27 protein-coding genes are annotated in these 24,226 nt (G+C 40.0%); 10 read left to right on the top strand and 17 right to left on the bottom strand.

All coding sequences use genetic code 11. The annotated features are described in order from the left end of the window. Positions 1–48: 48 nt before the first annotated feature. The 4 genes from AC04NP_RS20785 to AC04NP_RS20770 all read right to left on the bottom strand — a co-directional run bounded on the left by AC04NP_RS20785 (position 49) and on the right by AC04NP_RS20770 (position 5,130). Positions 49–1,737, bottom strand: a complete 1,689-nt coding sequence (locus tag AC04NP_RS20785) for a sulfatase-like hydrolase/transferase (RefSeq protein WP_482861866.1) — start codon at positions 1,735–1,737, stop codon at positions 49–51. Between the two features lie 132 nt (positions 1,738–1,869). Beyond that, positions 1,870–3,000 (bottom strand): Gfo/Idh/MocA family protein, encoded by a 1,131-nt coding sequence (locus AC04NP_RS20780; protein WP_482861865.1) that lies wholly within the window; start codon positions 2,998–3,000, stop codon positions 1,870–1,872. Between the two features lie 39 nt (positions 3,001–3,039). Beyond that, the gene (locus AC04NP_RS20775; protein ID WP_482861864.1) at positions 3,040–3,966 is read right to left on the bottom strand and encodes an RraA family protein; all 927 of its coding nucleotides are present in this window, start codon (positions 3,964–3,966) and stop codon (positions 3,040–3,042) included. Positions 3,967–4,005: 39 nt separating this feature from the next. Beyond that, complete coding sequence (locus tag AC04NP_RS20770) at positions 4,006–5,130, bottom strand: bile acid:sodium symporter family protein (RefSeq protein ID WP_482861863.1); 1,125 nt, start codon at positions 5,128–5,130, stop codon at positions 4,006–4,008. A gap of 659 nt (positions 5,131–5,789) precedes the next feature. On the opposite strand from AC04NP_RS20770, the gene AC04NP_RS20765 reads away from it, so the two are divergent. The 3 genes from AC04NP_RS20765 to AC04NP_RS20755 are packed head-to-tail and all read left to right on the top strand — an operon-like array spanning position 5,790 to position 6,740. Continuing rightward, complete coding sequence (locus AC04NP_RS20765; RefSeq protein WP_482861862.1) at positions 5,790–6,164, top strand: hypothetical protein; 375 nt, start codon at positions 5,790–5,792, stop codon at positions 6,162–6,164. 18 nt (positions 6,165–6,182) lie between these two features. Continuing rightward, on the top strand, positions 6,183–6,545 hold the full coding sequence (locus AC04NP_RS20760; RefSeq protein ID WP_482861861.1) for a hypothetical protein: 363 nt from the start codon (positions 6,183–6,185) through the stop codon (positions 6,543–6,545). 42 nt (positions 6,546–6,587) lie between these two features. Next, positions 6,588–6,740, top strand: a complete 153-nt coding sequence (locus AC04NP_RS20755) for a hypothetical protein (RefSeq protein WP_482861860.1) — start codon at positions 6,588–6,590, stop codon at positions 6,738–6,740. A 91-nt stretch (positions 6,741–6,831) separates the two neighbouring features. Here the strand turns inward: AC04NP_RS20755 and AC04NP_RS20750 are convergent, their stop codons facing one another. The 7 genes from AC04NP_RS20750 to AC04NP_RS20720 form a co-directional block, all read right to left on the bottom strand. Further along, a complete protein-coding gene (locus AC04NP_RS20750; protein ID WP_482861859.1) occupies positions 6,832–7,242 on the bottom strand; it encodes an OmpA family protein in 411 nt (136 codons plus the stop codon). A 356-nt stretch (positions 7,243–7,598) separates the two neighbouring features. Next, positions 7,599–8,105 carry a hypothetical protein gene (locus tag AC04NP_RS20745; protein WP_482861858.1) on the bottom strand — a complete coding sequence of 169 codons (507 nt, stop codon included), beginning with the start codon at positions 8,103–8,105 and terminating at the stop codon, positions 7,599–7,601. Between the two features lie 194 nt (positions 8,106–8,299). Then, complete coding sequence (locus tag AC04NP_RS20740; RefSeq protein WP_482861857.1) at positions 8,300–8,476, bottom strand: hypothetical protein; 177 nt, start codon at positions 8,474–8,476, stop codon at positions 8,300–8,302. 673 nt (positions 8,477–9,149) lie between these two features. Continuing rightward, positions 9,150–9,368: an ABC transporter permease gene (locus AC04NP_RS20735; RefSeq protein WP_482861856.1), complete on the bottom strand. Its 219-nt coding sequence runs from the start codon at positions 9,366–9,368 to the stop codon at positions 9,150–9,152. A 279-nt stretch (positions 9,369–9,647) separates the two neighbouring features. Then, positions 9,648–10,535: a porin family protein gene (locus AC04NP_RS20730; RefSeq protein WP_482861855.1), complete on the bottom strand. Its 888-nt coding sequence runs from the start codon at positions 10,533–10,535 to the stop codon at positions 9,648–9,650. Positions 10,536–10,545: 10 nt separating this feature from the next. Next, positions 10,546–11,256 (bottom strand): DUF547 domain-containing protein, encoded by a 711-nt coding sequence (locus AC04NP_RS20725; RefSeq protein ID WP_482861854.1) that lies wholly within the window; start codon positions 11,254–11,256, stop codon positions 10,546–10,548. Positions 11,257–11,261: 5 nt separating this feature from the next. Further along, on the bottom strand, positions 11,262–11,759 hold the full coding sequence (locus tag AC04NP_RS20720) for a hypothetical protein (protein WP_482861853.1): 498 nt from the start codon (positions 11,757–11,759) through the stop codon (positions 11,262–11,264). Positions 11,760–12,051: 292 nt separating this feature from the next. On the opposite strand from AC04NP_RS20720, the gene AC04NP_RS20715 reads away from it, so the two are divergent. Then, positions 12,052–13,275, top strand: coding sequence for a Pycsar system effector family protein (locus AC04NP_RS20715; RefSeq protein ID WP_482861852.1), 1,224 nt, complete (start codon positions 12,052–12,054; stop codon positions 13,273–13,275). 18 nt (positions 13,276–13,293) lie between these two features. On the opposite strand, the gene mog is transcribed toward AC04NP_RS20715, so the two are convergent. The 4 genes from mog to yidD all read right to left on the bottom strand — a co-directional run bounded on the left by mog (position 13,294) and on the right by yidD (position 16,308). Then, a complete protein-coding gene (mog, locus tag AC04NP_RS20710; RefSeq protein WP_482861851.1) occupies positions 13,294–13,827 on the bottom strand; it encodes a molybdopterin adenylyltransferase in 534 nt (177 codons plus the stop codon). Positions 13,828–13,932: 105 nt separating this feature from the next. Next, on the bottom strand, positions 13,933–14,979 hold the full coding sequence (trhO, locus tag AC04NP_RS20705) for an oxygen-dependent tRNA uridine(34) hydroxylase TrhO (protein WP_482861850.1): 1,047 nt from the start codon (positions 14,977–14,979) through the stop codon (positions 13,933–13,935). Positions 14,980–15,006: 27 nt separating this feature from the next. Continuing rightward, positions 15,007–16,014: an amidohydrolase family protein gene (locus AC04NP_RS20700; protein ID WP_482861849.1), complete on the bottom strand. Its 1,008-nt coding sequence runs from the start codon at positions 16,012–16,014 to the stop codon at positions 15,007–15,009. Positions 16,015–16,026: 12 nt separating this feature from the next. Then, the gene (yidD, locus tag AC04NP_RS20695) at positions 16,027–16,308 is read right to left on the bottom strand and encodes a membrane protein insertion efficiency factor YidD (RefSeq protein ID WP_482861848.1); all 282 of its coding nucleotides are present in this window, start codon (positions 16,306–16,308) and stop codon (positions 16,027–16,029) included. A 242-nt stretch (positions 16,309–16,550) separates the two neighbouring features. Between yidD and AC04NP_RS20690 the strand changes: the two genes are divergently transcribed. After that, complete coding sequence (locus tag AC04NP_RS20690; protein WP_482861847.1) at positions 16,551–18,635, top strand: VWA domain-containing protein; 2,085 nt, start codon at positions 16,551–16,553, stop codon at positions 18,633–18,635. Here the strand turns inward: AC04NP_RS20690 and AC04NP_RS20685 are convergent. Beyond that, positions 18,607–18,984, bottom strand: a complete 378-nt coding sequence (locus tag AC04NP_RS20685) for a response regulator transcription factor (RefSeq protein WP_482861893.1) — start codon at positions 18,982–18,984, stop codon at positions 18,607–18,609. The genes AC04NP_RS20690 and AC04NP_RS20685 overlap by 29 nt on opposite strands. 208 nt (positions 18,985–19,192) lie before the next feature. On the opposite strand from AC04NP_RS20685, the gene AC04NP_RS20680 reads away from it, so the two are divergent. Together AC04NP_RS20680 and AC04NP_RS20675 are read left to right on the top strand one after the other, a co-directional pair. Continuing rightward, positions 19,193–19,528 carry an MGMT family protein gene (locus AC04NP_RS20680; protein ID WP_482861846.1) on the top strand — a complete coding sequence of 112 codons (336 nt, stop codon included), beginning with the start codon at positions 19,193–19,195 and terminating at the stop codon, positions 19,526–19,528. Positions 19,529–19,957: 429 nt separating this feature from the next. Then, entirely contained in the window at positions 19,958–20,176 is a 219-nt protein-coding gene (locus AC04NP_RS20675) for a hypothetical protein (protein WP_482861845.1), read from the top strand. A gap of 83 nt (positions 20,177–20,259) precedes the next feature. On the opposite strand, the gene AC04NP_RS20670 is transcribed toward AC04NP_RS20675, so the two are convergent. Continuing rightward, positions 20,260–21,711: a sodium:solute symporter gene (locus tag AC04NP_RS20670; RefSeq protein WP_482861844.1), complete on the bottom strand. Its 1,452-nt coding sequence runs from the start codon at positions 21,709–21,711 to the stop codon at positions 20,260–20,262. 22 nt (positions 21,712–21,733) lie between these two features. Between AC04NP_RS20670 and AC04NP_RS20665 the strand changes: the two genes are divergently transcribed. The 3 genes from AC04NP_RS20665 to AC04NP_RS20655 all read left to right on the top strand — a co-directional run bounded on the left by AC04NP_RS20665 (position 21,734) and on the right by AC04NP_RS20655 (position 24,170). Beyond that, complete coding sequence (locus AC04NP_RS20665) at positions 21,734–22,057, top strand: ATP-dependent Clp protease adaptor ClpS (RefSeq protein WP_482861843.1); 324 nt, start codon at positions 21,734–21,736, stop codon at positions 22,055–22,057. Positions 22,058–22,106: 49 nt separating this feature from the next. After that, positions 22,107–22,721: a recombination mediator RecR gene (gene recR / locus AC04NP_RS20660; protein WP_482861842.1), complete on the top strand. Its 615-nt coding sequence runs from the start codon at positions 22,107–22,109 to the stop codon at positions 22,719–22,721. 357 nt (positions 22,722–23,078) lie between these two features. Beyond that, positions 23,079–24,170, top strand: coding sequence for an NHL repeat-containing protein (locus AC04NP_RS20655; RefSeq protein WP_482861841.1), 1,092 nt, complete (start codon positions 23,079–23,081; stop codon positions 24,168–24,170). Positions 24,171–24,226 lie beyond the last annotated feature (56 nt).

Genomic DNA, 24,226 nt, shown 5'->3' with positions numbered 1-24,226 from the left:
ATAAAATCCTCAAACCGAAAATGAATACAAATAAGCTTGTTTAAAATTTCACCTGTTATTCACAAAAAGTTGCTCCGGGCTTTGTTTGTAGCCAATTCTTATAGCTACAGCCTTAATGGTATCGCCCTCTGAAATGTCAACCGGTCCGGTATATAGTGACCAGTGATCTTTCCTTTTTTCCACTTTACCTTTGTTAAACACCTGGAATGCGATAGATGCCCCCTCAGTAGGCGATTGAATAACAACTTTGTTTTTTTCGATTTTCATTTCCGGCTTTACGGTTTCGGGCTGTACCCCGCCTGGCCACATCCTTTCTGCCAGCTCTTTCTCCGGAATCATCCCCAGGTCGCCGTATTGCTTTTGCCATTCATCCAGTTTTCTCCGCATTTTGATCAGGGTTCCCTGGTATTCCGAACTGGCAGCGAGATTGTTAAGGTGAAAAGGGTCTTCACTGGTGTCATAAAGCTCTTCTTCGGGTTTCTTTTGCTTGAACCATGTTTTTTGGGCACCTGTTAGTTGGCCTTCCTCATTTAGCCTCAACAGCTCTCTCATCAGCGGCATCTGAAGCCGGTAAAGGTTTTCCTGATAATGTGGCTTTTCCGGGAAATAGTTTTTAATATATAGATACCTTTTATCCCTGACCGCTCTGATCAATTCATAGTAAGTATCCATTCTATCCCGTGCGGCATATATATATTCCCGTGGCTCCGGGGATTTCAGGTTTCCTAAAAATGCCTGGCCATGCATGTATTCAGGAATATCGACACCAGTCAGGGAAAGAAGTGTGGGAGCAAAGTCCACAAAACTTACCAACTCATCATTGATTGTAACCGCACCTTGTCCACCGGGAAAGCGGATGATCATAGGAACATGGGTTCCCTGGTCGTAAACCTCCCTCTTGTGACGGGGCAAACCTGCGCCATGATCAGTGTAAAAGAATATTATGGTTTTATCGTACAACCCATCAGCCTTTAATTCGTTTACAATCTCCCCTACCTGAGCATCCATCTCTTCTATGTTGGAATAGGCTCGGGCAACGTCTCCTCTGACTATAGCATTGTCGGGATAATAGGGAGGTAATGGCACTTTTTCGGGATCCACCCGCAATGAATCATTACTTTTCTTCCATATCTGTGATTCGTGTGTTACACCAAAGTTAAAAACCGAAAAGAATGGCATTTCATCCGGCCGGTTTCTCCAGTGCGCTTTGTTACCTGACTCATCCCAGGCGGTGATAGGTGGGGCAAACTGATAGTCGGTCTTGGAGTTGTTGGTACAATAGTAACCAGCAGACCGCAAATATTCAGGAAAACATTTCACTGCTGCCGGGGTCACAGTTTCGTATAACGGTATTTCGTAATAGAGCGGATTATCAGGCTTTAACGCACTGCTACGTTTCCAGGTACGCATGTTGTTGGAACCAATAGCTGTGGGGTACATACCGGTAATCAGCGCTGACCGGCTCGGCGCACAGACGCCCGATGTAGAAAAAACGTTAGTATATCTTACCCCTTCAGCCGCCAGTTTGTCCAGGTTTGGTGTCCTGGCGGTTGAGTCTCCAAAGCTGGCAAGCAAAGGACTCATATCCTCAGCAACCAACCAAAGTATGTTGTATTTTCCCTTGGCAGGTCCGGTAGACTTTTCCCCTTTTTCTATGCTACAAGCCGCCAATACACAAATCCCAAGAAGTATTACTACTTTTTTTGGTTCTATGATTATATATTTTTTTAATGACATTAAAGTGTAGTTGAGTTTTAATTAGTAGTAGCAAATTAGTCTTTTTGACAAGTCTATCCTGATAAATGTATTAAGAAGTGGAATTCCTGATTCCAGGAATAGTCTTACTTGACAGAAACCGAGGTAAGTTTTTTAGCTTAATTGAATTTTCTTCCCGCTGGCCAGTGATTGATAAATGGCATCTACCACAATCATGTCCCTCAGTCCTTCCTCTCCTGGGACCCTCATGGGCTTATTTTGACGGACGCATTCAGCTACCTCATCCATCTGTGCCGCTTGCTGGTTTATCACCGGAAAATTCAACGGGCCATTTTTAGAATCGCCTTTAATACCCCGGTACGATGAAAACGGATTCAAACTGTACCAACCTTCGGAAGCCGCAACATAAAGATAATTGATAGATGTATAAAAGCTGGTGTGTAAATTAGCTACCGCCCCACTCGGAAACTCAAGCTGAAAAGTCGTGGTTTCATCCACTTCGTTGAACATTTCAGGACGATTGACAAAAGTCTGAGCCGTCACGGAAACAGGTTCTTCACCAGTAGCGTATCTGGCTGTCTGTAAAGGATATACACCCATATCCATCATGACACCTCCACCCATGTTTTTTTTACACTTCCAGTGATCGGCATTATTATGTGTATAACCTGCACTTGCCCCAACAAATTTGATAGTACCATACACCTGCTCTTTGCCGATACGTATGATTTCCTGGGTAGTTGGTTCAAAATGCATACGGTATCCGATTGACAATTTCACTCCGGCTTTTTCACATGCAGCAATCATTTCCCTGCATTCCTGTGCATTAAGAGCCATGGGTTTTTCACAAATCACATGCTTGCCCGCTTGGGCAGCCCTTATAGTGAACTCCTTATGCATGGAATTCGGCAAAACCACATAAATAATATCAATTTCATCGTTTTTAGCAATGTCATCAAAATTCTGGTAGTTATAAGTGTTCCCGGGCTTCACATTATATTTTTCCTGCCATTCCTTCTCCTTGGCAGGCGTGCCCGTAACGATACCTGCCAGATAACAGTTCCGGGTTTCCTGGAGTGCTTCGCCTAATATTCTGCCGTAATATCCCAGTCCCACCAGGGCAATTCCCAGTTTTTTATTCTGGTTTACATGCTTTTTACGCTCATCTCCCAGGCACGAAGGACTTAAACCTAAGGTGATCGCCCCCAGGCCCAATGAGGTTTTTTCGATAAATTTCCTGCGATCTAAATTTCGATCGGGTGTAATTATTTTTGAGTTAGTCATCGTTCAGTTTAGTTTGCTTGGTTCCATTTAAATCATTGATTACCAGTTTCTCTCTTTCATGAATTCATCCAGTTCCTTCCGTGACATCGGCAATTGGTTGGGATGATCATCCAGCCATTTCAAAAAGTCCTTTTTAATATCATCTGTCCACTGCCGGTCGATCTGTCCCGGAGTATACTTCCCTTCCCTTAGGCGCAAATGGCCAAACTGGTCTCTCAGCGCTACAAATTCTGCATTTATGATGGTTTCCTCGGCAAGGTGGGCCGGAATAAATATGACTCCTTCCCTTTTGGCTAAAACAAGGTCACCAGACAAAACAGTAGCACGCCCGACTCTAATAATGTTGTTAAGCCCCGACAACATCATTTCCTGTATATACGATGGATCCCAACCCCTGACAAAAGCGTTAAAGCCATCTATTTTTTCCAAACCCTCCAAATCCCTTAAAGAGCCGTCAAAAACCACCCCGTTTTTGGATTTGGCATAGATAGCATTGCCAAGGTTATCACCAATCAGTGTTCCACCCTCTATTTTGCCATAGGCATCAGCCACATAGATATCCCCTTCCGTAAGCATGTCTATAGGCCAGGAATTCATAGCACCAATTCGTCCTTCTGTAATGCCTTTTGCTTCCATCCGCTTTTTTAAGTCCGGCCGGGCCGGCATATACTGTGCCGTCAATGCCCTTCCCACCATTGTTCTGTCAAGGTGAATCATTTTCCAGTCACCCTCGAATTGATTGTGAAAGCCCCTGTTGCGTAAAAATCCCCAGGCTTCTTCAATGGAGATACGTTCTGCCCGCTCCAACAAGGCGTCCGGTATGCGTGGCCTGCCATCAGGAAATCGCTCACCTTTCCACTCCTCCGTCAGAAAGATCATCTGATCGCGGGAAATTGACTGGGCCTCCAGTATATCCACATTCATCGCAAAAGCACCAATCATAAAAAAAACTATGTATTTCATCATACTGATAATTTGTTAGGTTAAATTTGATTGTTAAACGGGCTACGTTGTTACTTCACTTCTGGCCTCCTGCGTGTTAACTTCCTCTCCGGTGGGCCGGCCTCTCCACCAGGTGGCAAGCGAAGACCCCGTAATGTTCATTAACGGGCCGAATACCGCCGGAGCAAGTCCAATAGTCGCTACCTTACCCATTTGCAAAGCAATACCGGAAGCCAGTCCCCCGTTCTGCATGCCGACTTCCAGGGCAATGGTACGGCAAGACTTCTCATCAAGCTTAACCAGCCGACATCCCCAGTAACCAAAAAAATACCCTGCCATGTTGTGCATAAAGCTGGTTAAAATCAAGGCTAATCCTATTTCAAGCAGGCTGTCTCGCCCGGCAGCGGTGATAATGGTAATGATAATAGCGATACTCACCATAGAAACTTTGGGCATAGCATTATCAAGCCAATCTGCTCTTCCGTGCACCAGTTTGTTGAAGATCAAACCGGCTATGATCGGTAAAATTACAATCTTGGTGATACCCCACATCATGCCCCAGAAATCAATATGCACCAATTGGCCTGCCAGCAAATTCATAAGAAGCGGGGTCATCAAAGGGGCCAGTAATGTGGCTACCGTCGTGAGAGTTACGGATAAAGCCAGGTTAGCCCTGGCCAGATAGGCCATCACATTGGATGCCAGCCCGCTTGGGGAAGAGCCCACAAGCACTACACCGGCAGCTATTTCAGGAGGGAATCCAAAGAGTGTAGCCAAAGAAATACCTACTACAGGCATAATACTGAACTGGCAAATCAGGCCAATAAATACGGCTTTAGGCATCTTGATTACACCGGCAAAGTCCTGCAGGCTCATGGCAGTGCCCATACCAAACATGATTAGCTGCAATAAAGGAATTATCAATATTTTTAGTTCAAACGTCCCTACAGTCTGAAAGTATTCTGTATAAAACATCGAAATAGTTACGGCAACAAAAATCCAGATAGTAAATGAAAATCCCTTTAGTTTTTCCCATCCCTGTATCCCTATGGCCAAGCAAACAAAAAACAGTGCCAAAACCGGCCCGCCCCACGTTTCAAATCCCTGGTTGTATAAAAGAAACGCTGTGGCTAAGGCAACAAAAGCAAGTCCTGTTAATATTTTAAAAAAGTTGGTTTTTACAGCCATGTAATGGAAAATTAAGCGGAAATTTGTCCTTTCAACATAGGAATATATTATGATAATTCAAAAAAAATGTGTGATTAAGAAGTATTTGGTTGTTACATAACTTTTGTCATAAAACTGAACGAAATTAATATGAAATAGAAACTTCCTTCGGTTGCTAAAGGGGCTACGAATGGCAGGAGGTTATCTCAAATCCAAATATTTTGAATTCGTTCTGAAACAGGTGAATATATTCCTGTGGCAAAGGGAGATGTAAAAAACTTACTATGCAAAATCCCAACATTTTTTTCCAATATTTTTTCTTGTTTTGATGTTATGGACTATTTCTGTCAAATCACAACCCATACCCCTGACACATTGGCAATACATAGAAGTTGACCGTACAAAAGGCTAGTGATCTGTAAGAATTATTGGCAAAAACAGCTCGGATGAAGGAATTGGAACAGGAGGTATAGATAGTGGCGGGGACCTGGATATTGTAGCAGGAAGAATAAGCCAGAAGCGGTATCTATCCGGGCTACTTTACCATTTATGCTCGTTTTTATGACGAATCTGTAAATAAGCCGGACAAAAACCACCCTATTCCTTATATTTGAAGATTACATTTCCCTTGATTTTAAATTTGAAACCAGTGTAGATACATAAACTAAACACATCTCAAAATGGCAAAGCTAACCCTTTATATCCTTAGCCTTTACCTGATTTTAAGTACTACCGCTAATGCCAGGATCTTACAGGAAGAAAAGATTGATAGTGACTCCACCAACAAAGAAAAAAAAGACAAAAAAAAAGGACTCCCACTGAACGGGGAGAGGAAAATCAAAACCAACGAAGGTACTTGGCTGTCATTAGACGTAAGTCCGGATGGTCAGACCATTGTCTTCGATTTTCTGGGAGACCTCTACACCCTGCCAATTACAGGGGGCAAGGCGGAAAGAATTACAGAGGGCCTGGCCTTTGACAACCACCCCAGATTCAGCCCTGATGGGAAAGAGATTGTTTTTATTTCTGATGAAGACAGCGCGGAGAATGTATAGGTGATGAATTTGTCAGACATGAAAAAAAAACAGATAAGCAAAGAAAAAAACAACAAATTCCAGTCTGCCGAGTATACACCCGATGGTAAGTATCTGGTAGTAGCAAAAGGTAAGCTAAACCCAAAGCTGCATATTTATCATGTAGATGGTGGCTCAGGTGCTACATTAATCAGTAAACCTGCAGGATTAAAAAGCATTGAGCCCGCATTTGGTACTCATAATCGTTACATTTGGTTTTCCGGACGCAACGGAGATTGGAACTACAATGCGCAATTTCCGCAATATCAATTAGCCGTGTACGACCGGGAAACCGGTAAAATTCATAACAAAACAGCCCGGTATGGCTCTGCTTTTGCCCCCACCCTCTCACTTGATGGCTAGTATCTGGTGTATGGTACAAGGTATAATACAGAGACTGGGCTGGTGTTAAGAAATCTGAGGACCGAAGAAGAAAAACGGTTGGCTTATCCGGTACAACGTGATGACCTAAGTGAAATATATCCGGAAAACAAACCTGCCAAACAACCTAACTGGCTTCAGGCTTCACCAAAAGGCCTGCCAGGTATCGCCAGGTAATTTTGTATTAAAATAAAATTATTATCCTGTTTGATTAAACCGTCAAATTTGTCTTTCAAATATCAGGACACAGGAGATAAACCACCTCGATCTATCTGATTTCCTCAATTTCAAACTCTACCCTCCTATGGGCACGTGCCGATGAAACTCCAAACTCCGTAGCGATTGGCACGGTATCTCCCTTACCCACATAGGAGAGTCTTGAAGATTCCACCCCTTGTAAAATCAGAAAATCGACCACTGCCCTTGCCCTATTCTCGGAAAGTTTTTGATTTGCTTCCTTATTACCGAAATCATCGGTATGCCCGGTGATGCGTACCCGAAATTTGGGATTTGACAATAAAAACCTGGCAAAGTCCTTCAACTCCAACTGGAATTCAAGGACAAGCTCATAGGAATTGGTCTTAAAAGTTACATTTTTAAACTCGGTAGGTGTGCCATGTTCTACATGATCATAGGCACTCACCTGTTGTGAGTCTGGGTTTTGTTTATTTTTATTCATTGCAACGATCGGCTCATCCGCGATTATTGAGTCCCGTCGCTGTGGTCTTTTTGGTATTCCCGGCGTCTTATAGCCCTTGAATCTCCTTTTTTTATGTTTTTTTCTCCAACCTACAAACTTTCGGCAATTTTTATTAAAACAGACCGCCTTTGACAAAATATTGTGTTTAGCAGCTCCCTTTCTTCTAGTAAGCCTTGCATTTTCATCAGAAAGATGCGATACGAATAATGGCTTACTACAGGCACATAAAAGACCTATTAACAATAAAATCGTCGCCCGTTGGATTGCACTCTTCTTTAGGTTAGAAACAGATTTTTCTGTAAAACGAAAAAACTGCGTACAAATTTTCTTTTACATCAACGAAATTGATTGTGAATATTATTGAAACGTTCGTACATTTCAATATCAAAATAAGATACGGTAATAATACTATCAACCGTCAAAATTAAATCCATATTTAGCTCATCAATGGTTTGGACGGCACCTTCTTCAACGTAAGTAGCATAAACTGAAAGATATTGAGTTGTAAACACCAATTCTTTCATTTCACCTCTATATCCGCTAAAAGCCGGTAAAATTTTAACATGTTCTGAAACATAAGGTAAAGGCAACTCCTTTACCCAACCGATATAAAACTTTCCTGAATCAAGTGTAAATTGTAACAGCTTTGACTCTGTAAAAGAGGACTTCAATAACAATTGAAGCTCATTTCCAATATATTTGATAGCGTATCTGATGGCTTTTTCCCTTTTTATGATTAAGTTCGCAATTTCAACAAATAGAATAGATATCACCAATGAACATGAAGTTGTTCCAAAAAACTGAGTTTTTATTGGTAAAAAAGCATAAAGCGTTTCGATCAAATGGGGGAAAAGTCTTTCAGCTATAGACCTGATAAAAAATGTGATCAAAAGAATAAAAATACCTAGCAAAACAGAGTTGAACAAAAGCCTTTGCCGATCTAGTCTTTGCTGAATATATCGAAAGTACTCAAATCTAATTAACAGATAATAGCCCGCAACCAATGGAAATAGTAAAAGGTTGAAAGGCATACATGTTAACTTTCACAGCTTGCTTTTTGGCTTTTTCTTTTCATTTTTTCACGTTCAATACTTTTGAACAATTCTGATTGCATTAACTTCTTGATCATTTGCTGAACCTTTTCCTGCTTAAAAAAATCGGAATTTTCTATGTACAGACTTCCGTAATTTGTGGTTTGATAAATCTTTTTCATTTTCATAGTGGAATTTAATAAATTTAAAAGTAAATCACTTTAACAATAAATTACCAGAGATACCTCTCTTTGATGGTCTTATTCTTATATTATTGACTAAAATGTATTTAATTAATAATACACCTCAATACAATTTTTCTTATCTCTTATCTTTCTCTAATCCCCCACAATGTACTTATTTTTTATCAAATTTTAAAACATTTCTTCATTTTTTGTCACAATGAATACACAAAATTAATTATTTATTTCAAAAAATTGCTACTAAAGTGTATTCATTAGAATATTTTCCATATTTTATTTGATTAAGTTTAGTGATTTATACAAAATTCATTATTTCAGATACGGACAATTTAACTGACAATTCTATAGTGTAAACATTTTAATACATTTTGTTAGAGCCATAGAACTATTCGTTATTTGTTTCTCCAAAGAATAGTAAGGCAGGGAAAATCAGTAATTCCTTAAAAATTATACTTCCTATCACAATATTATTCATGAATTCCCAGAGGTTGTTAAATAGTTCTTGCTTACTCATAGCGGATGGAATCAACCGGATTGATTATTGCCGCTTTTATTGCCTGAGAGCAAATGGTCACGATCGCTAAAAGCATCACGTCAGTGCCTGTTAAAATATACAACCACCAGGGAAAATCAATCCGATAGGCAAATGTGGTTAGCTAACCAGATACCAGGTAAATGGTATGGCAATTATAACGGCAATACCAATCCGTTTAAGAAAATCTACAAATAACAATCGAAGAATCTGTCCAAGAGAAGCACCCAAAACCTTTCTTACACCGATTTCCTTGAATCGTTGCCTGGTGGTAAGGGCAACCAGACCAAAAAGTCCAAGCCCAGCACGTTGATGACAGAAAATAACCGTTGAACCCATAAATTCCGGAAGGTAATTTTAACAAGACTCTTGAACATATCAAGCCAATTTTACAGTATTAAATTAGTGCTTTACGATTTACAAGCACATCATTTACAATATCGTAATATTTTGACTCAATTTGTAAACAAACTGAAAAAGATTAGAAACTGTACAAATCAAAAAATCTGTTACAGATGTAGGTAGATTGGCCGCTACGAAAACAAAAAGAATAACCCCAGCCTCATTGTATAAATTGAAGATACAAATGGGAAGGGGTTAGTTCCGGAAAGTGGTCTTTTAGTTTCGTTGTTTAATGTATCTGAGTCCTAGATTCAATGTATATCCGGCACCATCTTGACGAGAGGCCACAAAGTTGCCGTAGGCCAACTCGACACTCAGATTAGGCATTAACTGATATCTTCCGCCAATGCCTATTTGCGTAAACCAATTTGAAAACCCGAACCGTTCTTCCACCTCGTTTGATAGGTTTTGGAACCTGGGCGAATACTGGGCAAAACCAAACAAAGTGGTTCTTGAAGTGGGAAAGTAACTCAAAAAGGCGCTGGCTGGAGTTCTGAAAAAATTAACCTGTTCTTCATTTCTTTTAAGGCGATAAAGAAAATCAACTTCCATGAATATGCGCCATTTGGCGTTTAACCTCAAATCATAAAACAATTGTGTGAACCAGGTATATCGATCATGGGCTGTAAAGAATGGTGCTTCCAGATCACTTGCAACCGGGAAAAGAAAACTTGATTGTACACTCAAAGTCGGTATTGAAGGAACCGGAACAAACCTGATTCTCGGCCCTATGGCTGAAACCACGGTCCTACTGAAATCGCCCTCACCAAACCATAAAACATTTAAGGGACTTCCCTCATCATCGTCATAATAGGCCCTGTTAACATGGACATCAAAACCTATGTTAAATCTTCCGGACTCCGAGACGCCGTAAGTCACCTGATACATCGCATTCAGAAATGACTGCCGTTGCCCCAGCGCTACCTCGTCGCCTTCCCGGTCTCTGACTTGGGTTTGTGTATATATGCTGTAAAAAGAAAGAAAATCCCATGTACCCTTTTCTAAAAGAACCGACGGTGTATATTTCTCAAGGTTAGACTCCTGAGCCTGAACGGTTAAACCAATTAGTAATAAAAGTAGTAAGTAACTTATTTTTCGTTTCATGGCATTCATTTTATTGATCGTTAAGACTCCAGTCATAAGTATAAAATCCAATTTTGGTCTTATTATCCATCCTGGTTTCCAGATATTGATTAATGTAATTCAGTATAGATTTGGACGCATTTGTAAAATCCTTTTTATACCAGCTAAAAATCTCGGAAACTTCAAGTCTGTTTCCTTTAACCCTGATAAATTCAGGATCATTTAAGGTTTGCCTGGTTACCTTCTCGATCTGTTGATCCAGTTTTTCAGGAACATAGGCAAAGCTGGCAAGTTTAGGGCAGCTTCGTGCCGCACATACCAATACGAAATGAAGGCGTGGGTCCTTGGTACGGGGGTATAATCTTTCCTTTTCCAGTTGATTCAAGGACATTTTTTCACCTGCTACCATATAACCCTTTTTATCAAAAAAATTATTGATTTTCATCGGCGATTTTACCGGATATTTGTCGATAATTCCTTTAATAGCCAATATATTGTAAGTATTGATCATAAAAGCTTTTGCCGTATTTTCATTCGTTCCGTTCAGGTCAAAAGAGGCAATTTTCTCCAGTAAGACAGCCAACTCTTTGTCCTGATTGGCCTGAATATCGGCATATGCTACGTTCCCGTTCTTTACATATTTAGAAAAAAAATGATCCGCTAAAGTGAAAAAGTCAGCAGCTTCAGCCTTAGTTTCTCCCAATACGAATAAGGCTACTATCAGATATTTTATTAATTTCATAACTCCTAATTCGATGTGTAGATTCCTCTGATTTCCAAACCCAGGTATTCGCCTGACAGTGAAATAGTTCTGTCTTCTAATCCGTTTACTCTGGCCGTATATTGACGACTGGTACCCTCATCAAATAGGATATTATTGCCATTGTTAATGATTTGCCAGGTCCCTGAACGGAATCTTTGCGAATCTTCTGCACCACACAACACCTCTCCCCCGTCATATTGATAAGTACCATCGGCCATAACAATGATCGTATCGTCCAGCCTGCAATTTTGCAGACCTTCAAAACCAGCTAATGTAAAAGATATAGCAGACCATGTAATCTGGGTGTCTCCGTGAAACATTGTCTCAAACTCAGTAATGGATGAAGGGATAGTTTCAGGCTCAAATACCTGTATTATCATGTCATCGTTTTCAGTACCGGATTCTTCCAACGTGGTAAGCTCGCAGGCAATAAAGCTTAAAACCGGCACACTAAATAGCATGATGCTTAAATACTTTTTCATTTCATAATCATTTTAGTGAAATTTGCTTTAGTTTAAGGTAAGTTACGCTTCTTGGTTTTTATAGATGTTAAATTCCACCTGTAAAAGCGTTAATGTCATCTATCATACAAAATAGGCCATAAAGTATCACAAATGTATCACAGCACCATCACAATAATATCGCGTGATGGTCATTGACGGTGACAATAATCATATTAGTTTTGTAATAGACCTCGGAAATTGCGCCCATTGAAAAGAAATTAGCGTATAATATAGTCTAGGACTTTTCCTGGATTTGCAAAACAACATAAAAATGAAAAATGACGGTGAAGTGCAAAAAGTTACGAGTATCGTGGAAGAAGCAGTGGACTTTGTTTCACATCTTTTAAAAGGGGAACTCACTGATCAGTTTAAATTCCATAATTACACACACACTGCCGAGGTGGCTAATCTGTGTGAAAAAATGGGGAAATATTATCAGCTTTCTGATGAGGACTTTGAAAACTTATTGCTGGCAGCATGGTTTCATGATACCGGATTTATTCGTTGTTACTCAGGACATGAAGCCGAAGGTGTTAAAATTGCAGGAAACTTTCTTACCGCAAAAGGATTTGAAAAGCAACGGATCGAAACAATTCAAACACTGATATTGTCAACGAAAGCGGAGGTAAAAGCCACAAACTTGTTAGAAGAGATACTCCATGATACAGATGTCCAACATATTGGTAAAAAGAACTTTTTTGAAAAAGGCCAGCTACTTAGAGAAGAATGGGAACTGATTTTACATAAAAACTTTGACGAGGAGGAATGGCAATGGATGCAACAAAAGTTCATAACGGCCAATGAATTTGCCACTCAATATGCCAAAGAAAAATTCGGAGCCCGGAAGAAAAAAAACGCAGAAAAACAACAATTCCTTTTCAAGAAGGCCCAGGCTAGCAAAAACAAAAGCTTTGATACGGAAAAAACAGGACGAGGTACCGAAACCATGTACAGAGTTAGTTACCGTAACCATATTAACCTTAGCGATATCGCTGACAAAAAAGCCAATATGATGATGAGTATAAATACACTTATTTTGTCTGCCATCATCGCCATTGCTGGTTCCGGATTCGCGATGGTAGGTGGGCAGCAGGTTGAGTACTACAGGTTTGGTATTCCGATGGCTATTTTGCTTTTATCGAGTTTAGGTTCGGTGATTTTTGCGATCCTGTCAGCAAAACCAAATGTTACTCATAACCTCGTCAGTGATATTGAGCTCAGGGAACGCAAAAGCAGTATTCTGTATTTCGGCAATTTCACACAGATGCCACTAGAGCGTTTTCTGTCGGACATGGAGACGTTGAGGGGAGACAATAAACTGCTCTATGAGAATATGTCCATGGATATCTATTATCTAGGGGTGGTGTTAAAGAAAAAATTCCGCCTATTGCAGCTCTCTTATACCATTTTCATGGTAGGGCTTATCATGGCGGTAATTTCACTGATATTTATTCTTATCTACAGTAAATATATTTCCAAACATCCGATTTTTTAAGAAATTGATAGAAGGACGTCAGCCGGTTTTAGGCCGGAAAGGCTTTAATACAGTCTCATCACATTCCAAATAAGGCCCTTCTATCAGGTCAATACAATAGGGAATGGCAGGAAAAACGGCATCCAAACACTCTCTGATGGCCTTTGGCTTGCCGGGCAGATTAACGATAAGGGTATTGTTCCTGATTCCGGCGGTCTGCCTTGAAAGTATGGCAGTGGGTACGAATTTCAGGCTTTCCTGACGCATCAATTCACCAAAACCTGGCATCATTTTCTGGCAAACTGCCTCAGTAGCTTCGGGTGTTACATCTCTTTTGGCAGGTCCTGTGCCACCTGAAGTCACAATCAGGCAACAACCCTTTTCATCTGCCATTTCTATCATCTTTGCTGAGATTTGATCCTGCTCATCAGGAATTACCGCATATTCTGCTTCCCAGGGAGAAACTAAGTACTCCTTCAAAGTTGCTACAATGGCCTTTCCCGGAATGTCTTCATAAATGCCCTGACTGGCTCTATCCGAGACGTTAATAATGCCGATTTTGATTTTGCCCATCAATACCGAATTTTTAGTTCCTTTTTTCCAATTCTTTATATTCCCCACTTAATCCATTGTTATTGTCAATTGCTCATTTTACATTGTCAATTACACCCCTTCGAGCTAAGCTTTTAATCTTTGTTTCTTATAAATCAATTTCTCCGAGCGTCCTTTACTGTAGATTTGCTGTCCTTTGTTGATCCCTTTTCGTAAAACCTTTTTGCTTTCCTCCGGTAACTCCGCCACCTGCCTGCACGCCTCCGAACAGCAACCTTTATATTTTTCCGCACATTCATGGCATTGGATAAACAACAGGTGGCAACCCTCATTCAAACAGTTTGTATGGCTATCACAAGGCTTTCCACATTGATGACATTGACTGATAATTTCACCTGAAATCCTTTCTCCCAGCCTTTCATCAAATACGAAATTCTTTCCTCTGAACTTGTTTTTTAATCCTTTTGCCTTGATATGTCTGGCATATTCAATAATGCCCCCTTCTAACTGAAAGACATGTTTAAACCCCTTGTGTTTATAATAGGCACTGGCTTTTTCACAACGAATACCACCTGTACAATACATTACAATAGGAAAATCCTTTTTATCCTTCAGTTGTTCCTCTACTGTTCCCAGGGCCTCCCTGAAAGTATCGACGTCCGGGGTAATAGCCTTCTCAAAATATCCCACCTCGCTTTCATAATGATTACGCATATCCACGATGATCGTGTCCGGCTGGTCGGTTAGTTTATTAAAGCTTTCAGCATCCAGATGGATTCCTTTATCTGTAACATCAAAGCTATCATCTTCAAGTCCGTCTGCCACAATTTTGTTTTTGGTTTTGATTTTTAACTTGAAAAATGATTTACTGTCATCTTCAATGGCCAGGTTAAGCCGTACATTATCCAGAAAAACAATTTCCCGTAGTTTGCCCTTAAATTTCTCAAAATTTACATCGGGAACACTGATCTGAGCATTCACACCTTCGGAAGCCACATATATCCGCCCCAAAACTCCAAGGGGTTCAAGCATGATATAAAAATGATCTCTGAACAAACCAGGATTACCAATATGGGCATATTGATAAAAGGACAGGGTGACCCTTTTAGTAGGATCATTTTTCAATTTTTCTTTTAAAGCTTTACCGTTAACACGGTTGTGTAAATGTTTCATTTTGCAAGAATGATTATTGCCTTTTTATTACAAAAACTGCTCTTTAGGCAAATCCAGCCATGCCAGGGTAGCGTTACAATAGATATCTTCCAACGCTTTTTTGCCCAGCTCCATTTTTTCCAAAAACGCACCTATTTCCAGATCTCCCAATGGAAACGGATAATCCGATCCGAGGGTAACCTTCTCAGTTCCCTGAATTTTTAACACATATTCCATAATGGTGCTGTCATGGGTTATGCAGTCAACCCAAAATTTCCCCAGGTACTCCCTTGGGTTAACCGGATTATCAATAGCTACCAAATCAGGACGGCAATTAAAACCATGCTCCACCCGGCCTATTGTGGGTAAAAATGCCCCTCCTGCATGGGCAAAATTAACTCTTAACCCCGGGAGCCTTTCAAATACTCCTCCAAATATCATAGAGCATATAGCTCTTGAAGTTTCCGCAGGCATTCCCACCAGCCAGGGCAACCAATATCTTTTCATGTGTTCCATACCCATCATGTTCCATGGGTGCACCAATATGGCCATTCCCAGTTTTTCACAGGCTTCAAATATAGGAAAAAACCGGTCTTCATGCAGGTTTTCATTATTGATGTTGGAACCTATCTGGATGCCGGGAAAACCCAGGGCCTTACACCTTTCAAGTTCCCGGATAGCCAACTCCGCATCCTGCATCGGGATGGTGGCAAGCCCTACATAGTTTTTTGGATATTTATTGACAATTTCAGCGATGTGATCATTGAGAAATACAGACAGATCCAGGCAATCGATTGGTTTTGCCCAGTAGGAAAACATTACCGGTATGGTACAAATTACTTGAACTTGTGTATTAAATCCCTGATATTCTTTTATACGGAGCTCAGGATTCCAGCAATTCTCTTCGATTTCCCTGAAAAACTGATTACCCTTCATCATTTTGGCGTAACCACTTCTGTGATGTTGCAGAAATATAAAATCACCATAGCCAAACTTCTCGGTAAAATTTGGTAACTGGCCTGGAATAATGTGTGTATGCATGTCAATCTTTAACATGCATCTGTTCGTTTAGTTTTTGTCATTTATTTTCTGTGAAAGATCCCCTTTCATCTCCTCTCCGCCTTTTTTCGGTACCGGGTCGTAACCGTGTCCTCCCCATGGATGGCATCTGGAAAACCTTTTCGCTGCCAACCAGAGCCCTTTTACGGGCCCCCACTCCCTGATAGCTTCGGTACCATATTGAGAACAGGTAGGGGTATACCTGCAATTGGCTCCTAAAAGCGGTGATATTGCCAATTGGTAAAACCGTATCAATCCGATAAAAACCATACTCAATAACCGACCAGCCATCTTAGCGTTATATTTGAGGCCTTCCTTTCCTCATCCAATTATCTCATCTGTCGCTCCACTCCCGATTTTTCAAAATTACTTATTTTTGACAAATTCATCTCATGATTTGAGGATAAGAACTTTCTGACATGGTATTAATTGCTTTTAAGTTCCCCATGTATCAACAATTGACCAAAATATTCGTTAGCAGTTTTGGAGATGATTTGTAAATTTACGGAATTTCGAGGCTGGAATCGGCTGTTATGCAACAATCTAAATTATTATTTGAATATTCACCCTGGTTCATACTATTGTGCCTGACCATAGGGGTGTTGTATGCTTTTTTATTGTATCAAAAAGAGGGACCCTGGGGGAAAAAGATTAATTATGCACTGGCGGCCTTGAGGTTTTTGCTGGCCAGTATTCTGGCTTTTTTACTCATTGGCCCTTTTTTAAGGCAGATAAGCAATACCATAGAAAAACCTTCTTATGTATTCGCTATTGATAATTCTGCCTCCATCAAAGCCATGGTAGACAGCGCTGATCTGAAACAAATAATGGTGCAAATTTCTGAGATGAAAAATAAACTCGGGTCTCAGAATTATGCTTCGGAATTAAGATCATTCTCCTCCTCAGAGGCTGATCGGCAGGAATCGAACTTAAATTTCGATCATCCCAGTACTGATTTGGATGGATTGCTGAAAGGCATTCAGGCAGACTATGAAGGCAGAAGTGTGGCCGGTGTGATTTTGTTGAGTGACGGTATCTACAATCAAGGTGTTTCTCCAACATTTTCACCCTACAAATTTCCTGTTTATTCAATTGGAGTCGGTGACACCATTCCTAAAGCAGATATTAATATCAACGCCATCTATTACAATAAAATAGCCTATCAGGGCAACAAATTTCCGGTGCTGACAGAAATTGTCTCCAATGGACTTGAAGGCGAAACAATCGAGGTAAAAATCACCCAAAACGGAAAAACCCTCACCTCAGAAAGTATAATCCTGAAAGGTGATAATACCCTTGATGAGGTTGAACTGTTTGTAGAGGCAGAAAACAATGGGCTACAACATTTTCAGGTTACCGTTTCTGAAATTGCCGGTGAGTTTACCACCAAAAATAACAGAAGGGACGCTTTCATAGACATTATTGAAGGAAAAGAGAAAGTGTTATTGATAGGAAGAGCACCGCATCCCGATATCAAAGTCATCAGAAACGCCATTACCAAGAATGACAATTACGAGTTTGTAATCCATATACCCGGGTTTAACGCTTTCAAAAAGGATAAATACGACCTGGTAATATTTCATCAGATTCCCGATGTCTCCAATACGGCTCAACGTTTAATGGAGGATTTTCTGGCCGAAGGAGTTGCCACCTGGTTTATCATTGGAGGACAAAGTAACCTGGATTACTTCAACCGTATCAACGGTGTGCTTGAAATAGAGGCTTCAGGCTGGCAAACCGACCGGGTAACACCGTCATTCAATCCTGATTTTCAGAGGTTTATTTACGATGGTGCTTACCAATCACAAATCAATGACTTTTCACCGGTTCTTGTTCCTTACGGTGAAGTCACTGTCAAGCCTGACGCACAGGTAGTACTTTACCAGCAGGTAGGCAATATTGTTACTAAAAAACCTCTTTTAGCCATTAGAAATGAAGATGAAAAAAAAATGGGGGTTCTGGCAGGAGAAGGTTTTTGGCAATGGCGGCTGCAGGAATTCGCCAACAACGAGAATCATGAGTCTTTTGATGACCTAATCTCCAAGGTGGTGCAATATCTTTCATCCAAAGAAGATAAAAGAAAGTTTAAGGTATATCCTATCAACAATGAAATTTATGATACCGAAAGTGTAGTTTTTGAAACAGAAATATATAACAATATATATGAAAGGGTTTACAACCAGGAAATTGACCTGACCATCACCGGTGAGAATAACTTCCGGCAAAAGTATACTTACAACATCAGCCCGAATAGTTCCAGATATACGGTAACCGGCCTGGACCAGGGCATTTACAAGTATTATGCAACCACCGATCTTGACGGTAAAAAAGAATCCAGCGCAGGTGAATTTACGGTTAAAGCCCTTCAAATTGAAGACCTGAACCTTACCGCTAATCATCAGTTACTCAGGGCCCTGTCAATCCAAAACGGTGGTAAATTCTATCATCCCGGAGAATTGGATGCGTTATCTAACGAGTTAACTAATCAAAAAGTCCAGGGAATCATTCACAGCAGTGAAGCCTATCTTCCTATCATTAATCTTCCCTGGGTATTTCTCCTCCTCATCACGCTCGTCAGCATCGAATGGTTCACGCGAAAATACAATGGGGGCTATTGAAATAAAAATGAAAATGGTTGCGGAGGATCTTAGTTTTTATTTTAGTTAAATGGAAAGGTTTGGTTAGGTAATCATCAGCACCATAGTTCAGCCCCCTGATTTTATCGTTCAGTGAATCCTTGGCCGAAATAATGAGAATACCGGATTCGATATTGCGTTTTTTGACTTCCTCAATTACCGGGAAGCCATCTACATCGGGAAGCATGATATCCAAAATAATGATATCATGGGTAAAAGATAACAGCTTATTAATCGCTTCCGAATAATTGGCGGCTACCTCGCATATATAATCTTCCCTGGCGAGAAAGGTGGTAATGTTTTCTGAGGGTTGCAGGTTGTCTTCTACAATTAAGATTATTCATCCAAAGATAGAAACCCAATTTGAAGAAAATTGCCACCTGTTTTACTATTTTTGAAAGTAGCAGTCAGCTAATTCACTTGAAGTTATAGTGGGACTTGGAGGCCCATCATGACTTAATTCGAAAAAGCGTCAAGAACCAAAATCATTGTACGGTTGGGATTTATATGACGACCACACAGCGTTAAATAGCAGACAATTGAAAAAAGAAAAAGGACAATTTTTTAATGATGTTTATGAGGTAACCAAACTGATTCCTTTCGGTCGTGTAACCTCTTACGGTGCTATCGCCAATTATCTTGGTGCCAAAGGAAATGCAAGGATGGTCGGCTGGGCCTTAAACGGTGCTGGCAAGTATACGGAGGTACCGGCTCACCGTGTAGTCAACAGCCAGGGTATTCTTTCAGGCAGGCACTATTTTGGACCTGGCGATGAAATGAAAGAACAGCTCGAAGCCGAAGGGCTGATGGTGAAAGACGACAAAATCATAGATTTCAAAAAACACTTCTGGGATCCCTCCACAGAACTGCCCTAGCAAAAGCAGGTAAAACCCATAATCACATGGTCAGCCACTTGTATACACATTTTTTTTACTTTTTTAAAAAAATCTTACATGATACAAAAAATTCCGTAACTGCAAGGTTTTTAGGATTTTATCGTGGATGCAAATCCAAAAGAACCCAAAAAATAATTTCTCCCATGCAATTTTTGTTTTGATATTACAGTAGAAAACCATTACATTAGCATCTGAATTTGAGCTATTTCTTAAAAAGAATAGATAAATTCAACCTCAAACTGTAAAAAATTGACCCTATCTTTAAAGTGGTTTATAATTTTGTAAAGGCCACACAATAGTTATAAAAGCATGTAATTTTCTAGCCTAAACTTTACTTTCGGTAGAGAATTTTTGCATAAGTTTTCAATTATAACTATCAAAATTAACCCAATCTTGACCTTAATTATTATGAAAAAGCTTTTAGCCGTGGTATTCATTATGCTGATCATGTTATCCTCATGTGGCAGAAGGGTGTATTTGAATGAGTCCAATAAAATAACCATCAGCCAAAAGAAGACAACGTCACCCCGGTCCAGGGCCAGTTCGGACATTTGGATCGCTATTTTAATTGCCGTTCCGAACCTTATATATTTTGGTAACACTATATCGGATCAAACCGGAAAGTAAACTTGGTATTATGTAAGATAAGTTTCCACCTTTTAATGCATTAGCGGTACCTCTTTCATAAAAAACTACCAAAACCCTATTTCCTATATTTTAGCATTAGAAGGGGAGCTTATCAACCATAATCCCAGCAAGGTGAATAAACCATTGACAATCAGGATAAAAAAGCCGAAGTTAAAGCCCGAAAACCATGCAGCAGAGTTATGATCGAGTATATAAGAAGCGATTGGGGCAGCGAGGCAGACAACAGGCACAAGTTGGTCTTTTATTTTTCTGGAAGTAAATAAGCCAAATGTATACAAACCCAATAATGGCCCGTAAGTATAGGAAGCCATCTCAAATACAAGGCTAATGACACTTTTCTTGTCCTCAAATTGATTAAAAAACAATATGATGATAAAGATCAGGAAGGAAAATCCAATATGGATACGCATTTTGGTTTTCTTTTTTTCATCTTCACTTTTACGGCTGAAATCAAGAAAGTCCACACAAAAGGATGTGGTAAGGGAAGTTAAGGCAGAGTCCGCACTTGAATAGGCGGCAGCCGTTATCCCCAATAAGAAAACTATACCCGCAAAGGCATTAAAATGATTAAATGCAAGGGTTGGATAAAGTTCATCGTTTGCAAGCTGAAGACCGGAGTTCCGTGCGTAGATATACAATAAAGCTCCTAAAGACAGAAAAAGCAGATTGACAAATACCAAAACCAGGCTAAAAGAAAAAATGTTCTTCTGGGCATCTTTCAAATTTTTGCAGGTTAAATTTTTTTGCATCATGTCCTGGTCCAAACCAGTCATTACTATGGCAATAAAAGCTCCTGAAAAAAATTGTTTTAGAAAATGTTTGTCATCCTTCCATTCGGTCCAGTAAAAAACCCTCGAATATTCACTATTTTCTATGGTAGTAACTAATTCGTTAAAACTTAAATTGAGATCATCTTTTATCAGCAATATGCTAATCACTACTGAGGCCAGCATAAACAGCGTTTGCAGGGTATCTGTCCACACAATAGTCTTTATTCCTCCGCGAAAGGTGTAAACCCAGATTAAAGCAATGGTCATTAATACAGATGCCCAAAATGGAAAATCCCATGCATTAAAAAGAAAAATCTGGAGCACCCCAGCAACAAGCAACAATCTGAGCGAAGCCTGAAATGTACGGGACAACAGGAAGAAAAAAGCACCGGATTTGTAAGACCAGAATCCAAACCGCTGCTCAAGATAAGTATAAATAGACACAAGATTCAGCCGATAATACATAGGCATCAGAACCAAGGCAATGACCGCGTAACCCAGCAGGTAGCCAAGCACCATTTGCATATAGGAAAACTGACTTGCCTCCACCCAGCCCGGGACGGAAATAAAAGTGACCCCTGAGAGCGAGGCACCGATCATACCAAAGGCCACCACATACCAGGGCGACTGCCTGTCTGCAGTAAAAAAAGTCTTTGTACTTGCATTCCTCGAAGTTAATTGAGAAATTAATATGAGAATTATGAAGTAAACACCTATTACAAAAAGAACGATGGTCGGATTCATATTAAAAATTTAGACCATAAAAATGCAAATTTTTATTAATTTTGATAAACAATTAGTTGAAAGTATGAGATTTTCTTACTTAGAAGATGAGTTATTAGAAGTTTTGGAAGACAAGGATTCCACTAAATTGAAGGATCTGGTGGTTTTTAATGATGATTTCAATACTTTTGATCATGTTATAAATACCTTAATAAAGGTGTGCCGTCATACCCAACAACAAGCAGAACAATGCACATACATTATTCATTACAAAGGGAAATGTGCGGTAAAAAAAGGGACTTATACCGAGTTAAAACCAATGAAGGATGGTATTAGCGAAGCAGGAATAGGTGTTGCCATTATGTAGGCAACAATATAATGATCCGGCTTTGGTGATTTAACTTTTATGATTCTACATGCAATATCCCTCCAAATTAATTGAAGATGCAGTCAATGAAATTTCGCATTTACCAGGAATAGGTAAAAAAACTGCTTTGCGCCTGGTTATTCACTTATTAAAGCAGGAAAAAGAAACAACTTTACATCTTTCCGATGCCCTTGTCAAGCTGAGAACCGAGGTAAAATACTGTAAAACTTGCCATAACATATCCGACAATGAAACCTGCGAAATCTGCACCAGCCACCGCAGGGATCATTCCGTTATCTGTGTAGTGGAAAATCTTCCCGACTTAATGGCCATAGAAAACACAGCCCAATACCATGGCTCCTATCACGTTTTAGGAGGAATTATTTCACCCATCGATGGAATTGGTCCCGATGATCTGAAAATAGACTCGCTGATCAAACGTGTAAAAAACAAGGAAGATAAGATTAAAGAGATTATTCTGGCCCTCAGCTCCACGATGGAAGGAGACACTACCTCTTTTTATCTCACCAAAAAACTGAAAAACTTTGATTTACAAGTAAGCACCATCGCGAGGGGCATACCTGTGGGGGGAGAACTGGAATACGCAGATGAAATTACTCTCGGAAGAAGTATCTTAAGCAGAACCACCTATTTGCAAAAATAACCGGGGAAGTAGCCAACCTGAAAGGGTAACCCCTTTTGTCAGAAAAAAAGCAAAAAAGCCCTTTAACTTCATTTTATAATCAGAAGAAAAAGCTTACGCACATCTTCCGTTATACGCATTTCACAGGCAATATCTTCAAAAAATACAATTTACTAAGATATCTTTACTATTAATAATCAGGGAAAAATTAAATCATAAAACTATTTAAGGTTTAGTTATCTTGTTTTTATACAATTAACACCTCTATATTACGTGTAAGTTTGCATTCTCAAAGTGCAAATAAAAACCTACCCGTAAAATACTAAATTTGCCTTTACCAAAAAACCAAAATTCCAACTTTAACTGAAGCAAAGGGCAATGAGAGTTAAAAAGAGACATCCATTTATTTCCAGTCTGCTGGTCACCTGGTTAATATGCCTGTTTGGATGCGAGGACAACACAACCGGGATTATTCCAATTGAAGGTGAATATGATGTAGTTACCGTGGCGGGAAACGGGCAACCGGGATTTTCGGACGGTTCCGGGTCGGATGCCCAATTTCATAACCCCACAGATATCGCGATAGATGAGGCAGGTAATCTTTACGTTTCTGACCGCGATAATCATCGCATAAGAAAGATCAATGCTAATGGCAATGTCATTACCTTAATTGGTAACGGTGAGCCTATACAAACTGATGGTGTATGGTCAGAAGCAAAATTTGAAAATCCGCAAAGTGTAACTTTTGACCTGGACGGTAACTTATGGGTGGCTGAAAAAGCTTCTGTAAGAAAAGTTAACATCCCGGAACAAATAGTTACCACTATAGCCGGTAATAACGACCAACCTGGGTATATGAATGGAAGCCTGCAGGAAGCAACTTTTAATGATATCAGAGGGGTGGCTGTTGACCGGTTCAATCATATTTACCTCTCGGATCACCTTAATCATGCCGTAAGAAAAATAACCACTGACGGTCAGGTGACCACTTTTGCAGGTAATGGTACCCCGGGAATTGTAAACGGCTTGCCGCAGGATTCAAAATTCAACCACCCGCTGGGAATTTTTATCACCACCGATGGTATCCTCATTCTGGCAGATGAAGAAAACAATCTTATCCGGAAAATCAATAACGGAGGAGTGGTTGAAATACTGGCAGGTAGCATCTACGGCTATCAGGACGGCGTAACCGCTAATGCCAGATTTCGATTGCCAGCGGCTGTTGCTGCTGACCAGGATGGAAACATCTATGTGGCTGATGCTAAGAATTTCAGGATACGAATCATCAGAAAATCAGGCCTGGTGGAAACTATTGCAGGGAATGGTGTATTGGGTTTTAAAGATGCCATGGGCAAAGAGGCGATGTTTGGCAAGATAACAGGGATCGCGGTAGATACAACAGGAAATATTTACCTAGTGGATCAATCCAACCATTGTATCCGTAAACTCATCAGACCATCAGGCAATTAGCAAAAAAAGTGTCCGGTTATTTAAAAAATTTCATTTGTTGGTTTTGGTAAATTAAA

The sequence above is a fragment of the Agaribacillus sp. DX54 genome (assembly GCF_056858335.1).
This window is presented reverse-complemented; position numbering and strand designations above follow the sequence as displayed.

What these genes read in the sequence shown, in the direction of transcription:
- AC04NP_RS20730 (WP_482861855.1), bottom strand. Translation starts at nt 10,535, where the DNA reads ATGAAACGAAAAATAAGTTACTTACTACTTTTATTACTAATTGGTTTA.
- AC04NP_RS20725 (WP_482861854.1), bottom strand. Translation starts at nt 11,256, where the DNA reads ATGAAATTAATAAAATATCTGATAGTAGCCTTATTCGTATTGGGAGAA.
- AC04NP_RS20715 (WP_482861852.1), top strand. Translation starts at nt 12,052, where the DNA reads ATGAAAAATGACGGTGAAGTGCAAAAAGTTACGAGTATCGTGGAAGAA.
- AC04NP_RS20775 (WP_482861864.1), bottom strand. Translation starts at nt 3,966, where the DNA reads ATGATGAAATACATAGTTTTTTTTATGATTGGTGCTTTTGCGATGAAT.
- AC04NP_RS20770 (WP_482861863.1), bottom strand. Translation starts at nt 5,130, where the DNA reads ATGGCTGTAAAAACCAACTTTTTTAAAATATTAACAGGACTTGCTTTT.
- AC04NP_RS20655 (WP_482861841.1), top strand. Translation starts at nt 23,079, where the DNA reads ATGAGAGTTAAAAAGAGACATCCATTTATTTCCAGTCTGCTGGTCACC.
- AC04NP_RS20735 (WP_482861856.1), bottom strand. Translation starts at nt 9,368, where the DNA reads ATGGGTTCAACGGTTATTTTCTGTCATCAACGTGCTGGGCTTGGACTT.
- AC04NP_RS20670 (WP_482861844.1), bottom strand. Translation starts at nt 21,711, where the DNA reads ATGAATCCGACCATCGTTCTTTTTGTAATAGGTGTTTACTTCATAATT.
- AC04NP_RS20760 (WP_482861861.1), top strand. Translation starts at nt 6,183, where the DNA reads ATGAAAAAAAAACAGATAAGCAAAGAAAAAAACAACAAATTCCAGTCT.
- AC04NP_RS20720 (WP_482861853.1), bottom strand. Translation starts at nt 11,759, where the DNA reads ATGAAAAAGTATTTAAGCATCATGCTATTTAGTGTGCCGGTTTTAAGC.
- AC04NP_RS20740 (WP_482861857.1), bottom strand. Translation starts at nt 8,476, where the DNA reads ATGAAAAAGATTTATCAAACCACAAATTACGGAAGTCTGTACATAGAA.
- AC04NP_RS20690 (WP_482861847.1), top strand. Translation starts at nt 16,551, where the DNA reads ATGCAACAATCTAAATTATTATTTGAATATTCACCCTGGTTCATACTA.
- AC04NP_RS20785 (WP_482861866.1), bottom strand. Translation starts at nt 1,737, where the DNA reads ATGTCATTAAAAAAATATATAATCATAGAACCAAAAAAAGTAGTAATA.
- trhO (WP_482861850.1), bottom strand. Translation starts at nt 14,979, where the DNA reads ATGAAACATTTACACAACCGTGTTAACGGTAAAGCTTTAAAAGAAAAA.
- AC04NP_RS20780 (WP_482861865.1), bottom strand. Translation starts at nt 3,000, where the DNA reads ATGACTAACTCAAAAATAATTACACCCGATCGAAATTTAGATCGCAGG.
- AC04NP_RS20700 (WP_482861849.1), bottom strand. Translation starts at nt 16,014, where the DNA reads ATGTTAAAGATTGACATGCATACACACATTATTCCAGGCCAGTTACCA.
- AC04NP_RS20750 (WP_482861859.1), bottom strand. Translation starts at nt 7,242, where the DNA reads ATGAATAAAAATAAACAAAACCCAGACTCACAACAGGTGAGTGCCTAT.
- recR (WP_482861842.1), top strand. Translation starts at nt 22,107, where the DNA reads ATGCAATATCCCTCCAAATTAATTGAAGATGCAGTCAATGAAATTTCG.
- yidD (WP_482861848.1), bottom strand. Translation starts at nt 16,308, where the DNA reads ATGGCTGGTCGGTTATTGAGTATGGTTTTTATCGGATTGATACGGTTT.
- mog (WP_482861851.1), bottom strand. Translation starts at nt 13,827, where the DNA reads ATGGGCAAAATCAAAATCGGCATTATTAACGTCTCGGATAGAGCCAGT.
- AC04NP_RS20765 (WP_482861862.1), top strand. Translation starts at nt 5,790, where the DNA reads ATGGCAAAGCTAACCCTTTATATCCTTAGCCTTTACCTGATTTTAAGT.
- AC04NP_RS20665 (WP_482861843.1), top strand. Translation starts at nt 21,734, where the DNA reads ATGCAAATTTTTATTAATTTTGATAAACAATTAGTTGAAAGTATGAGA.
- AC04NP_RS20675 (WP_482861845.1), top strand. Translation starts at nt 19,958, where the DNA reads ATGAAAAAGCTTTTAGCCGTGGTATTCATTATGCTGATCATGTTATCC.